The organism is Streptomyces sp. NPDC002588, assembly GCF_040295925.1.
In the GTDB taxonomy this organism is placed as follows: Bacteria; Actinomycetota; Actinomycetes; order Streptomycetales; family Streptomycetaceae; genus Streptomyces.
In genome coordinates, this window is record NZ_JBEOWF010000006.1 from 142,992 (window position 1) to 155,773 (window position 12,782).

Genomic DNA, 12,782 nt, shown 5'->3' on the forward strand with positions numbered 1-12,782 from the left:
GGGCCCAGGATGAACGGATGAGCCGGCCGGTGCCCGTGGGCCGCACCAGCACCGTCCGCTCCTTCGGCGGCCGTCAGTCGCCCTGCTCGCCCAGCACCGGGAACCTGCGCGGCGCGACGCACAGCAGCACCAGGAAGGCGAGCGCGGCCGCGCACGCGGCGCCCAGATAGACGGCGTGCACGGCGCTCGCCACGGCATGCCGGACGCTCTCGGGCGCCGTACCGGCGTCCAACGCGCGCGTGACGGAGTCCAGGTCGCCCGCGCCGCCCAGGCGCGCGGCCAGCACCCCGTTGGCGACCGCGCCGAACACCGACGCGCCGATCGTCTGCCCGGTCTGCCGGCAGAACAGCACCGACGCGGTCGTCGTGCCGCGCTCCGACCAGCCCACCGTCGACTGCACTCCGACGAGCAGCGGCAGCTGGAACAGGCCCAGCGCGGCACCGAGCAGCAGCATCAGCAGCGTCGGCTGCCAAGCCGCGCCGGGATACGGCAGGAAGGGGAACGCCAGCAGGATCAGTGCCGCGGTGCCGATGCCGAGCAGCGCGGTGTCCCGGAAGCCGATGCGCCGGTAGACGTGCTGGCTGAGCGCGGCGGACAGCGGCCAGCTCAGCGTCCAGACGGAGAGGACGAAACCGGCGGCCACCGGTCCGAGGCCCAGCACCGACTGGGCGTACGTCGGCAGGAACACCGTCGGCGCCACCATCAGCAGGCCCAGCGCGCCCAGAGCCAGGTTGACCGCCGCGATCGTACGGCGCCGCCACACCCAGCCCGGGATGATCGGCTCCGCGGCCCGGTGCTCGATGACGACGACGGCGGCGGCCAGCGCGAGACCCGTGCCGAACAGGGCGAGCGAGGGGCCCGACAGCCAGGGCCAGGCCACCCCGCCCTGCACCAGCGCGGTCAGCAGGACCCCGCCGCACGCGAACACGGCCAGCGCACCCGCCCAGTCGACACGCGCGCGTGCGGCCGTCGTCGTCCCGGACTCCCGTTGCGGCTCGTGCAGATGACGGACGATCAGCCACAACGCCACCGCCCCGATGGGCAGGTTGACCAGGAAGATCCAGCGCCAGTCCGCGTACGCCGCGAGCAGGCCGCCGAGTCCCGGGCCCGCGACCGCTGACACCGCCCACACCGTGGACAGCTTCGACTGGATCTTCGGCCGTTCCTCGAGCGGATACAGGTCGGCGGCGAGCGTCTGCACGGTGCCCTGCAACGCCCCGCCGCCCAGGCCCTGCACGACACGGAACGCGATCAGCGCCCCCATGTTCCAGGCGAGCCCGCACAGCAGCGAGCCGAGCAGGAAGAGCGCGGCGCCGGCCACGAGGACCGGCTTGCGGCCGAAGGTGTCGGAGAGCTTGCCGTACACGGGCAGCGTGACCGTCACGGCGAGCAGATAGCCGGAGAACAGCCAGGAGAAGACGGAGAACCCGCCGAGGTCGCCGACGATCTGCGGTACGGCCGTGGAGACGACGGTGGAGTCGAGGGCGGGCAGCGCCATGGAGAGCATGAGCGCGGCGACGACGGCGCCCCGCCGGTGCGGTGCGGTGCGCTCGGGGGCTTGCGGTATCGCCGGTCTCGTCTCGCCCACGCGGATTCCTTCCCCTTGCATCTATCTGCCGTACGACAGCTTCCCATCAGCCCGCGCGCGGCGGGAGCCTTGACCTTCACGCGACGGGAGGGTGGAGCCTGGCTGGGCCGGAGGGTTGAGGCAACCCCGAGATCCTCTCCACCCGGCGGTGGAGAGCCCCTAGGGGTACCTCCGTACTACGGCTCGGGGAGGGGTCGTACCGGCGGAGGACGAGAAGGGGAGGGGACCGTCCTTAACCTGGCTTTACGCCGCTGGGGGCGGTCGACGACCGGTCGGCGGGCGGCGAACCCCACCGGGGGAGGGTGGGGTTAACCCCCCGGCAAGACGGGCCCGGGCACCAGCGCGCCGGACCCCCTCCCGCCGACAGACTCTTCGACGTGGCACTCCTCGCCACTCGGCACCACTCATCACCACGGTGGAGCACTGTCCACCTACTTCCGACATAGGAGACATACCGTGACTTCGGCTGTGACCATTCCCAGGCACGGGGGTACTGGAGGGCGTACGGCCGTCGCCGCGCGGGCGCGGCAGGTCGTCAAGGCGTACGGGTCCGGGGAGACCCGCGTCGTCGCCCTCGACCACGTCGACGTGGACATCGCCCGCGGCCAGTTCACCGCGATCATGGGCCCCTCGGGGTCCGGCAAGTCCACGCTGATGCACTGCCTCGCCGGTCTCGACACCGTGACCAGCGGTCAGATCTACCTGGACGAGACCGAGATCACCGGCCTGAAGGACAAGAAGCTCACCAAGCTGCGCCGGGACCGGATCGGGTTCATCTTCCAGGCGTTCAACCTGCTGCCGACGCTGAACGCGCTGGAGAACATCACGCTGCCCATGGACATCGCCGGCCGCAAGCCGGACAAGGCGTGGCTGAACCAGGTCGTGGAGACCGTCGGTCTCGCGGACCGGCTCAAGCACCGTCCCACGCAGCTCTCCGGTGGCCAGCAGCAGCGCGTCGCCGTGGCCCGCGCCCTCGCCGCCCGCCCCGAGATCATCTTCGGTGACGAGCCGACCGGAAACCTCGACTCGCGCGCGGGAGCCGAGGTACTGGGCTTCCTGCGCCGCTCCGTCGACGAGCTGGGCCAGACCATCGTGATGGTCACCCACGACCCGGTGGCCGCCTCGTATGCGGACCGCGTGCTGTACCTCGCCGACGGCCGGATCGTCGACGAGATGTTCAAGCCGACCGCCGAGACGGTCCTGGACCGCATGAAGGACTTCGACGCGCGGGGGCGTACGTCATGACCGTCATGAAGACCTCGATGCGCAACTTCTTCGCGCACAAGGGACGCATGGCCCTGTCGGCCGTGGCGGTCCTGCTCTCGGTGGGGTTCGTGTGCGGCACCCTGGTGTTCACCGACACCATGAACACCACGTTCGACAAGCTGTTCGCGGCCACCTCCTCCGATGTGACCGTGAGCGCGAAGGGCGCCTCGGACACCGGTGAGACGACCTCCGACAACGGCAGGCCGCCGGTCATGCCGGCCTCCGTGCTGGACAAGGTGCGCGAGGCGCGGGGCGTGAAGTCGGCGGAGGGGACCGTCTTCTCGACGTCGGTGACCGTCGTGGACGCCGACAAGGACAACCTCTCCCCGTCCAGCGGCGCGCCCACCATCGTCGGCAGCTGGAACGGCAACGACGCCCGCACCATGAAGATCACCTCCGGCGCGGCGCCGAAGGGCCCCGACCAGGTCATGATCGACGCGGACACCGCCGACAAGCACCATCTGAAGCTCGGCGACGAGCTCGGTGTGATCACCGCGGTGGGCACGCACAGCGCGCGGATCTCCGGCATCGCCACCTTCACCGTCACCAACCCCGGTGCCGCGATCTTCTACCTGGACACGAAGACCGCCCAGCAGGCCCTGGTCGGCGAGACGGGCGTGTACACGAACGTCAACGTCACGGCCGCGGCCGGGGTGAGCGACGCCCGGCTGAAGAAGGACGTCGCCGCCGAGATCGGCGGCGGATACAAGGTGCAGACCGCCAAGGAGACCGCCGACGCCAACCGCGCGGACGTGGGCGACTTCCTGAACGTGATGAAGTACGCGATGCTCGGCTTCGCCGGGATCGCCTTCCTCGTCGGCATCTTCCTGATCATCAACACCTTCTCGATGCTGGTCGCGCAGCGCACCCGCGAGATCGGTCTGATGCGGGCCATCGGCTCCAGCCGCAATCAGGTCAACCGCTCGGTCCTGGCCGAGGCGCTGCTCCTGGGCGTGACCGGCTCGGTCCTCGGCGTCGGCGCGGGCGTCGGCCTCGCGGTCGGCCTGATGAAGCTCATGGGCATGACCGGCATGAACCTGTCCACCGACGACCTGACCGTCGCCTGGACGACCCCGGTGATCGGCATGATCCTGGGCGTCGTCGTCACGGTCCTGGCCGCCTACCTGCCCGCCCGCCGCGCCGGCAAGGTCTCCCCGATGGCCGCCCTGCGCGACGCCGGGGCCCCGGCCGACGCCAGGGCCGGTGTCATCCGGGGCGTGATCGGCCTGCTCCTCACCGGCGCGGGCGGCTACTGCCTGTACCTCACCTCCGCCGCCGACAAGGCGAGCGAGGGATCGCTGTGGCTGGGCCTGGGCGTCGTACTGAGCCTGATCGGCTTCGTGGTGATCGGTCCGCTGCTGGCGGGCGGCGTGGTCCGTGTCCTGGGCGCGGTCCTGCTGCGGGCCTTCGGCCCCGTCGGCCGTATGGCGGAACGCAACGCGCTGCGCAACCCGCGCCGCACCGGCGCCACCGGCGCCGCCCTGATGATCGGCCTCGCGCTGGTCGCCTGCCTGTCGGTGGTCGGCTCGTCCATGGTCGCCTCCGCCACCGACCAGCTCGACAAGACCGTCGGCACCGACTTCATCATCCAGAGCGACAACGGCGCCCTGGTCACCCCGCAGGCCGTCAAGGCGGTGAAGTCCACACCGGGCCTGGAGCGGGTCACCGAGTACAAGTCGACCAAGGCCGACTTCACCACCCCCGACGGCAGGACGCTCGACGGTACGGCGATCACCGCGGCCGACCCGAGCTACGCGACGGACCTGCGCACCGAGACGGTCGCCGGCAAGCTCGCCGACGCCTACAAGCCGGGCTCGATGTCCGTCCACGAGACGTTCGCCAAGGACCACAGGATCCACCTGGGCTCCAAGATCACCGTGGCCTTCGACAACGGCTCCACGGCCCGCCTCACGGTCCGCGCGATCACCAGCAGCGACGTCGTCATCGACCAGGGCGCGATGTACACCTCCATCGACACGCTGAAGAAGTACGTCCCCGCCGACAAGCTGCCGCTCGACGAGCTGGTCTTCGCGTCGGCCAAGGACGGTCGGCAGGACGCCGCCTACAAGTCCCTCAAGTCGGCCCTGCACGACTATCCGCAGTACACCGTCCGCGACCAGACCGACTACAAGCAGGCCCTGAAGGACCAGATCGGCCAGCTCCTGAACCTGATCTACGGCCTGCTGGCGCTGGCGATCGTCGTCGCGGTCCTGGGCGTGGTCAACACCCTGGCCCTGTCGGTCGTCGAGCGCACCAGGGAGATCGGCCTCATGCGGGCCATCGGGCTCTCCCGCCGCCAGCTGCGCCGCATGATCCGCATGGAGTCGGTCGTCATCGCCCTCTTCGGCGCGCTGCTCGGCCTGGGCCTGGGCATGGGCTGGGGCGCGACCGCCCAGCAGCTCCTCGCCCTGCAGGGCCTGAACATCCTCGACATCCCCTGGCCGACGATCATCGGAGTCTTCGTCGGCTCGGCCTTCGTGGGCCTGTTCGCGGCCCTGGTACCGGCGTTCCGCGCGGGCCGCATGAACGTCCTGAACGCGATCGCGACGGACTAGCCGACGGGGGAACGGGGGGGGCACGGGGGAACAGGAAAACGGGGAACGGGGGCACGGGGGACGGACCCGGCGCCGAGGAGCCACGGGGGGCTTCTCGGCGCCGGGTCCGGGCGTTTCAGTCCCCACCGGCCCCCGGGTTGTCCACAGCCTCCGCCGAACCCCACCGCCCCGTCGTACCCTGGACACCCCCGGCCCGTGACACGCGTCGGGCCCTTCGCGTTGCCCACCCCGGCCCCGATACGCCGCCCCGCCCGGACGGACGTAGCCCGGGCCCTCGGACGGAAAGCCCTCCATGAGCCTGCACGGTCTGCTCGACGCCGTCGTCAAGGACACCGCCCTCGCGGAAGCCATCCCCGCGGCCGCGGACGGCAACCGCATGCACATCGACCTGGTCGGCCCCCCGGCGGCCCGCCCCTTCACGATCGCCGCCCTCGCCCGCGAGACCGGCCGTCCGGTGCTCGCGGTGACGGCGACCGGCCGCGAGGCCGAGGACCTGGCGGCCGCCCTGCGCTCCCTCCTCCCGCCGGACGGCGTCGTCGAGTACCCCTCCTGGGAGACCCTCCCGCACGAGCGCCTCAGCCCCCGCAGCGACACCGTCGGCCGCCGCCTCGCCGTCCTGCGCCGTCTGGCCCACCCCCGCCCCGACGACCCCGAGACGGGCCCGGTCTCGGTCGTCGTGGCACCCGTACGTTCCGTGCTCCAGCCGCAGGTCAAGGGCCTGGGCGAGCTGGAACCGGTGGCCCTGCGCACGGGCGAGCAGGCCGACCTGAACGAGATCGTCGAAGCCCTCGCCGCGGCGGCGTACGCGCGCGTGGAGCTCGTCGAGAAACGCGGCGAGTTCGCCGTACGGGGCGGCATCCTGGACGTGTTCCCGCCCACCGAGGAACACCCCCTGCGCGTCGAGTTCTGGGGCGACGATGTCGAGGAGATCCGCTACTTCAAGGTCGCCGACCAGCGCTCCCTGGAGGTCGCCGAACACGGCCTGTGGGCCCCGCCCTGCCGCGAACTCCTCCTCACGGACGACGTACGCGCACGCGCGCGTGCCCTCGCCGAACAGCACCCGGAACTCGGCGAACTCCTGAACAAGATCGCCGAGGGGATCGCGGTCGAGGGCATGGAGTCCCTCGCCCCCGTCCTGGTCGACGACATGGAGCTGCTGCTCGACGTCCTGCCGAAGGGCGCGATGGCCGTCGTCTGCGACCCGGAGCGGGTACGCACGCGTGCCGCGGACCTCGTCGCGACCTCGCAGGAGTTCCTCCAGGCGTCCTGGGCGGCCACGGCCGGCGGCGGCGAGGCGCCCATCGACGTCGACGCCGCCTCCCTGTGGTCGATCGCGGACGTCCGAGACCGCGCGCGCGAACTCGACATGATGTGGTGGTCGGTGTCGCCGTTCGCCGCGGACCTCGAACTGGAGGCGGACACCCTCCAGCTCGGCATGCACGCCCCGGAGACCTACCGCGGCGACACCGCGAAGGCCCTCGCCGACACCAAGGGCTGGCTCGCCGACGGCTGGCGCGTCGTCTTCGTCACCGAGGCGCACGGCCCGGCCGCCCGCACGGTCGAGGTGCTCGGCGGCGAGGGCGTCGCCGCCCGACTGGACGCCGACCTCACCGACCTGAGCCCCTCCGTCGTGCACGTCTCCTGCGGCTCGATCGACTACGGCTTCGTCGACCCGGCGCTCCGCCTCGCCGTCCTCACCGAGACCGACCTGTCCGGCCAGAAAGCGGCCGGCAAGGACGGCGCGCGCATGCCCGCCCGCCGCAGGAAGACGATCGACCCGCTCACCCTGGAGACGGGCGACTACATCGTCCACGAACAGCACGGCGTCGGCCGCTACATCGAGATGGTGCAGCGCACCGTGCAGGGCGCCACCCGCGAGTACCTGGTCGTCGAGTACGCCCCCGCCAAGCGCGGCCAGCCCGGCGACCGCCTCTACATCCCCACCGACCAGCTGGAGCAGATCACCAAGTACGTCGGCGGCGAGGCACCCACCCTGCACCGGCTGGGCGGCGCGGACTGGACGAAGACGAAGGCACGCGCGAAGAAGGCCGTCAAGGAGATCGCCGCCGACCTGATCAAGCTGTACAGCGCGCGCATGGCGGCCCCGGGCCACGCCTTCGGCACCGACACCCCCTGGCAGCGCGAGCTGGAGGACGCCTTCCCCTACGCGGAGACCCCGGACCAGCTCACCACCATCGCCGAAGTCAAGGACGACATGGAGAAGACGGTCCCGATGGACCGTCTGATCTGCGGCGACGTCGGCTACGGCAAGACGGAGATCGCGGTGCGCGCCGCCTTCAAGGCCGTCCAGGACGGCAAGCAGGTCGCCGTGCTCGTCCCCACCACCCTGCTCGTCCAGCAGCACTTCGGGACCTTCGGCGAGCGGTACGCGCAGTTCCCGGTGAACGTACGGGCCCTGTCCCGCTTCCAGACGGACACCGAGGCGAAAGCCGTCCTGGAGGGCCTGCGCGAGGGCTCGGTCGACGTCGTCATCGGAACCCACCGCCTGTTCTCGTCGGAGACGAAGTTCAAGGACCTCGGCCTGGTCATCGTCGACGAGGAACAGCGCTTCGGCGTCGAGCACAAGGAGCAGCTGAAGAAGCTCCGAGCGAACGTCGACGTCCTGACGATGTCCGCGACGCCCATCCCCCGCACCCTGGAGATGGCGGTGACCGGCATCCGCGAGATGTCGACGATCACCACCCCGCCGGAGGAGCGCCATCCGGTGCTGACCTTCGTCGGCCCGTACGAGGTGAAGCAGATCGGTGCCGCCATCCGCCGCGAACTGCTGCGCGAGGGCCAGGTCTTCTACATCCACAACCGGGTGGAGTCCATCGACCGCGCGGCCGCCCGCCTGCGCGAGATCGTCCCCGAGGCGCGGATCGCCACCGCCCACGGCCAGATGTCGGAGTCGGCCCTGGAGCAGGTCGTCGTCGACTTCTGGGAGAAGAGGTTCGACGTCCTCGTCTCCACGACGATCGTCGAGTCCGGCATCGACATCTCCAACGCCAACACCCTGATCGTGGAGCGCGGCGACACCTTCGGTCTGTCCCAGCTGCACCAGCTGCGCGGCCGGGTGGGACGAGGGCGGGAACGCGGATACGCGTACTTCCTCTACCCCCCGGAGAAGCCCCTGACCGAAACCGCCCACGAGCGCCTCGCGACCATCGCCCAGCACACGGAGATGGGCGCCGGCATGTACGTGGCGATGAAGGACCTGGAGATCCGGGGAGCCGGAAACCTCCTCGGCGGCGAACAGTCCGGCCACATCGCGGGCGTCGGCTTCGACCTGTACGTCCGTATGGTCGGCGAGGCGGTCGCGGACTACCGGCGTCAGCTGGAGACCGGCGCGATCGAGGAGGAGCCGCCGCTCGAGGTCAAGATCGAACTGCCGGTGGACGCGCATGTTCCGCACGACTACGCGCCCGGCGAGCGGCTCCGGCTCCAGGCGTACCGCTCCATCGCCTCCGCCAACTCGGAGGAGGACATCAAGGCCGTCCGCGAGGAACTCGTCGACCGCTACGGCAAGCTGCCCGAGCCGGTGGAGAACCTGCTGCTGGTGGCGGGGCTGCGGATGCTGGCGCGCGCGTGCGGTGTCGGCGAGATCGTCCTGCAGGGCACCAACATCCGTTTCGCACCGGTGGAGTTGCGTGAGTCGCAGGAACTCCGCCTCAAGCGTCTCTACCCCGGCACCGTCATCAAACCGGCGGCCCACCAGGTCCTGGTCCCCCGTCCGAAGACCGCGAAGGTCGGCGGAAAGCCCCTCGTCGGCCGCGAACTGCTGGGCTGGGTGGGAGAGTTCCTGGCATCGATCCTGGGGTCGTAGCCCCCGGGACGGGGATCCGTCAGGAGGTCACGGGAACCGGGACAGCATGCTCGCCAGCGTGCGGAACACGTCCTCGGGATCCCGCTCGCCCACCGCGTCGTCGAGGTTGCGGCTGAGGAGCAGCGTGGCGAAGCCGTGGGCCATGGACCAGGCGGCGATACCGGCGAGGCGGGCGTCGGTGTCGCCGGCGTCGCCGCTGTCGGAGCGGGACTGCGTGACGGCGCTGCGCAGGGCGTCGGTGGCCAGGGTGCGGGCCACGGTCAGTTCGAGGTCGTCCGTGCGCAGGAGGTCCGGGGTGAACATCACCTGGAAGTGGGCGGGGTGTTCGCGGGCGAAGCGGACGTAGCGCACCCCCGCGTCCTTCAGGTCGGCCGCCTCGGCGGTGGCCGCCGCGAGCAGCCCGAAGCCCTCCGCCGCGATCGCCGTGAGCAGGCCGGTGCGGTCGCGGAAATGGTGGGCGGGCGCGGCGTGCGAGACGCCTGCGCGACGGGCGAGGTCGCGCAGGCTCAGCGCGGCGGGGCCGTCGGCGGCGATGACGTCGAGCGCGGCGGTGAGGATGGCGCGGCGCAGATCGCCGTGGTGGTACGGGCTCATGAAGAGCAGACTACGTCGAATCTAGGCATTGACAAGTTGAGTCGGCCCGGGCAATCTTGTCAGTGTCAAGTTGAGGCGGAGGCCGGACGCGACGAGGGGGAGAGTCATGTCGGAGAACACGACGGAAGAACGGGTGGAACCGGCCCAGGCGCGCAGGCTCTGGCACCTGCTGGAACCGCTGCACGCGGTGCTGTACTACGCGCCCGAGGTCTTCGAGGAGGCCGGCGCGCTCGGCCTCTCCACCGAGGGCCGCTGGCCGAGCTACTTCCCGTTCCGCGCCGCGCCGCTGGGCCCGGTCGGCAGCAAGGCGGTGACCTCCGCCTTCTACAGTTTCGCGCCCGGCATGGTCACCCGGTATGTCGGCGAGGCCCGCCGGACCACCACCCCCGAGGCCGCGCTTGCGGCGAGACTGCGGGGCGTCGACCGGGCCTACCGCAAGCTGTTCGGCGACCGTGTCGACAGCCCCGAGCTGGCCGAGGCCGCCGCCCTCGCCCGCCGCGCGGCCGAAGCGGCCGACACCGCGGGCCGCCCGCTCGCCGCGGCCAACGCCGCGCTGGAGTGGCCGGCCGAGCCCCACCTCCAGCTCTGGCAGGCGGCGACGGTCCTGCGCGAGCACCGCGGCGACGGCCATCTCGCCGCCCTGCTGATCGCCGGCCTGGATCCGGCCGAGGCGCTGGTGTCCTTCGCCGCGACAGGCGCCGCGTCCGTCGAGCGCTTCGAAAGCCGCGGCTGGCCTGCCGAGGAGTGGGCGGCGGCCCGCGAGCGCCTGGTCTCCAGAGGCCTGGTCGAGCCGGACGGTGTGGCGACGGAGGCGGGCCGCGGCCTGCGCCGCCGCGTCGAGCAGGACACCGACCGCCTCGCCCTCGGCCCGTGGCAGACCCTGGGCCCGGCGGCCACGGAGCGACTCGCCGCCCTCCTGGGCGACTACTGGGTCGCGGTGATCGGTTCCGGCCTGCTGCCCTCCGAATCCACGCTGGGCATCGGGAAAGTCTGAGTGCGCGGCCCTACCGGGCGACCGGGACGGCACTGGCCGGACACGGCGAAGCCGCCCGCGGGGTTCGCTCTCCGCGGGCGGCAGGAGCCTGGTGGCTCGCCTCCGTCAGTCCGCGAATGGAGAGACTGCGAGTCCCGAGTCCATGAGTCGCCGTGTCCGCGATTCGCCGAGCCTCCGGGCTACGGCTTGTCGGGCCGGTCGTCGTCCATACCGAGCCGCTGGTGCATCTGCTGCTGCCCGGAGTCGACCTGGGACTCGTACTTGTCGCCCGTCTTCTCGTTGGTCTTCCGCTCCGCGGCGTCGGACATGTCCCTGGCCTTGTGCCGTGCCGCCTTGTTGCTCTTGAACCTGTCGAAGATGCCCATCCAGAGCTCCTTCCGGAGGTGACTCACCCTCGACGATATTCCCGAGTTGCACTGAATGCCCACTTGGGTCGCTTCTGGTCTGGACCTCCCGACTGACCCCGCACGCCCCCTCACCGCGGTGTGTGCGAGTCTCCGTCCGGGGCATCCGCCCTGTGCGGGGTGGCGACGGGCAGGCAAGGGGAGGGCGCGTGAGGCGTCTGAGGGGCGGGGCGGCGGTCGCCGTCGCGCTGATGTGCGCCGTGACGGCGACGGGCTGCAAGGAACAGACCACCGGTTCCGGTGCCGCCGGCACGGAGCCGACGACGGGTGGTGCGGCGAGCGGCGGTGCGGCTCTCACGGCCGCCGAGTCGCTCACGGTGAAGGGGCGTGCCCCCAAGAAGGGCTACGAGCGGGACAAGTTCGGCACCGCGTGGGCGGACACGGACTCCAACAACTGCGACACACGCGTTATCTCTATGCTTCGCCGGGTGATTGAGGTGTTTGCGCAGTTCACGCAGGGAGTGGTGGGCTGTGCTTGCTGAGAGGGGCGTGGGGCACAGCGGTGTTGGACACATGCGCTTCTGCGGTGCGGTGACAGCCGTGGCAGCTGCCGTGCTTCTCGTCTCGGGATGCAAGGGCCTCGGCGAGGACAACTCCTCGACGGGGTCAGGGCCAACTGCGTCGGACGGACGGGCGGTCAGTCCGCTCAAGAACCCGGACGGCACGAAACCAGGGCTCGCGCCCCTGACGGCGGACGCGGACAAGGCCGCGGCCCGCAAGCTCATCGAGGAGCTGACCACGAAGGGACGCGGGCCGAAGACGGGCTACGACCGCGACAAGTTCGGCTACGCATGGATGGACACGGCCGACGGGGTCCCGCTCGCAAGGAACGGGTGCGACACCCGAAATGATCTCATTCGGCGTGATGGTCAGAATCTTCGGTTCCGAGCTGGTTCCGACTGCGTGGTCATCGCCATGACACTGCACGATCCGTACACCGGAACGACCATCGAGTGGCGCAAACAGAGGGCTGCCGAGGTTCAGATAGATCACGTGGTGCCGTTGTCCTACAGCTGGCAGATGGGTTCCTCGCGCTGGCCCGAGACCAAGCGGAAACGGCTCGCGAACGACGTGCTCAATTTGATCCCGGTCCAGGGGCGAGCCAACTCGGCCAAGGGCGACTCCGGCCCGGCCTCCTGGCTCCCGCCGAACAAGCCGATCCGCTGCGCGTACGCAGTCCGCTTCGCCCAGGTCGCCATCAAGTACAAGATGCCGGTGACGGCCGCGGACAAACAGATGATGCTGAGACAGTGCGGCGGCTGAGAGGCTCGCCCCGGCGTCGATGACGGTGGCCGGCTCGCTGGCGGAGTGGCGCCGCTGGACCGGGCTGCCCTTCGACACCCGCGGCGACATCGAGGTGCCCGGGGCGCCGGTGCCGGTGCGGTGTGAGCCGGAGCGGGACTTCGCCGTGTACGGCGAGCCCAATGTGTGGATGAGGCATCCGCTGTGATCCCGTGACGCCACGGTGAACACCTGGTCTGGCTTGATCTATGCGCTCGTAAAGGAGTTCAGGGGAGGCAAAAGGGCAGGGGAGGGCAGACCGGTCAGGTTGAGC

General features: G+C 70.8%; 9 protein-coding genes and 1 pseudogene. 7 read left to right on the plus strand and 3 right to left on the minus strand.

Annotated features, from left to right (window positions below):
- Positions 1 to 73: 73 nt before the first annotated feature.
- On the minus strand, positions 74 to 1,588 hold the full coding sequence (locus tag ABT057_RS08985) for an MFS transporter (RefSeq protein ID WP_352341792.1): 1,515 nt from the start codon (positions 1,586 to 1,588) through the stop codon (positions 74 to 76).
- Between the two features lie 456 nt (positions 1,589 to 2,044).
- Here ABT057_RS08985 and ABT057_RS08990 point away from each other — a divergent pair, with 456 nt between their 5' ends.
- From ABT057_RS08990 to mfd, 3 genes are all read left to right on the plus strand, one after another.
- On the plus strand, positions 2,045 to 2,833 hold the full coding sequence (locus ABT057_RS08990) for an ABC transporter ATP-binding protein (RefSeq protein WP_352341793.1): 789 nt from the start codon (positions 2,045 to 2,047) through the stop codon (positions 2,831 to 2,833).
- Positions 2,830 to 5,409 carry an ABC transporter permease gene (locus ABT057_RS08995; protein WP_352341794.1) on the plus strand — a complete coding sequence of 860 codons (2,580 nt, stop codon included), beginning with the start codon at positions 2,830 to 2,832 and terminating at the stop codon, positions 5,407 to 5,409. The genes ABT057_RS08990 and ABT057_RS08995 overlap by 4 nt, the downstream gene beginning before the upstream one ends.
- 292 nt (positions 5,410 to 5,701) lie before the next feature.
- Positions 5,702 to 9,235, plus strand: a complete 3,534-nt coding sequence (mfd, locus tag ABT057_RS09000) for a transcription-repair coupling factor (RefSeq protein ID WP_352341795.1) — start codon at positions 5,702 to 5,704, stop codon at positions 9,233 to 9,235.
- Positions 9,236 to 9,262: 27 nt separating this feature from the next.
- Here the strand turns inward: mfd and ABT057_RS09005 are convergent, their stop codons facing one another.
- Entirely contained in the window at positions 9,263 to 9,829 is a 567-nt protein-coding gene (locus ABT057_RS09005) for a TetR/AcrR family transcriptional regulator (protein WP_352341796.1), read from the minus strand.
- A gap of 106 nt (positions 9,830 to 9,935) precedes the next feature.
- Between ABT057_RS09005 and ABT057_RS09010 the strand changes: the two genes are divergently transcribed.
- Positions 9,936 to 10,823, plus strand: coding sequence for an SCO6745 family protein (locus ABT057_RS09010; protein WP_352341797.1), 888 nt, complete (start codon positions 9,936 to 9,938; stop codon positions 10,821 to 10,823).
- A 179-nt stretch (positions 10,824 to 11,002) separates the two neighbouring features.
- Here the strand turns inward: ABT057_RS09010 and ABT057_RS09015 are convergent, their stop codons facing one another.
- Positions 11,003 to 11,188, minus strand: coding sequence for an Rv0909 family putative TA system antitoxin (locus ABT057_RS09015; RefSeq protein WP_352341798.1), 186 nt, complete (start codon positions 11,186 to 11,188; stop codon positions 11,003 to 11,005).
- A gap of 188 nt (positions 11,189 to 11,376) precedes the next feature.
- Between ABT057_RS09015 and ABT057_RS09020 the strand changes: the two genes are divergently transcribed.
- The 3 genes and pseudogenes from ABT057_RS09020 to ABT057_RS09030 all read left to right on the plus strand — a co-directional run.
- Complete coding sequence (locus ABT057_RS09020) at positions 11,377 to 11,709, plus strand: hypothetical protein (RefSeq protein WP_352341799.1); 333 nt, start codon at positions 11,377 to 11,379, stop codon at positions 11,707 to 11,709.
- Between the two features lie 31 nt (positions 11,710 to 11,740).
- Positions 11,741 to 12,490 carry an HNH endonuclease family protein gene (locus tag ABT057_RS09025; RefSeq protein WP_352341800.1) on the plus strand — a complete coding sequence of 250 codons (750 nt, stop codon included), beginning with the start codon at positions 11,741 to 11,743 and terminating at the stop codon, positions 12,488 to 12,490.
- Positions 12,489 to 12,677, plus strand: a pseudogene (locus tag ABT057_RS09030) (N-acetyltransferase); the annotation flags it as partial. The gene ABT057_RS09025 and the pseudogene ABT057_RS09030, both read left to right, overlap by 2 nt.
- Positions 12,678 to 12,782 lie beyond the last annotated feature (105 nt).

Coding starts and splice junctions, on each gene's coding strand:
- ABT057_RS09025 (WP_352341800.1), top strand. CDS start 11,741: ATGCGCTTCTGCGGTGCGGTGACAGCCGTGGCAGCTGCCGTGCTTCTC.
- ABT057_RS09015 (WP_352341798.1), bottom strand. CDS start 11,188: ATGGGCATCTTCGACAGGTTCAAGAGCAACAAGGCGGCACGGCACAAG.
- ABT057_RS09005 (WP_352341796.1), bottom strand. CDS start 9,829: ATGAGCCCGTACCACCACGGCGATCTGCGCCGCGCCATCCTCACCGCC.
- ABT057_RS09010 (WP_352341797.1), top strand. CDS start 9,936: ATGTCGGAGAACACGACGGAAGAACGGGTGGAACCGGCCCAGGCGCGC.
- ABT057_RS08995 (WP_352341794.1), top strand. CDS start 2,830: ATGACCGTCATGAAGACCTCGATGCGCAACTTCTTCGCGCACAAGGGA.
- mfd (WP_352341795.1), top strand. CDS start 5,702: ATGAGCCTGCACGGTCTGCTCGACGCCGTCGTCAAGGACACCGCCCTC.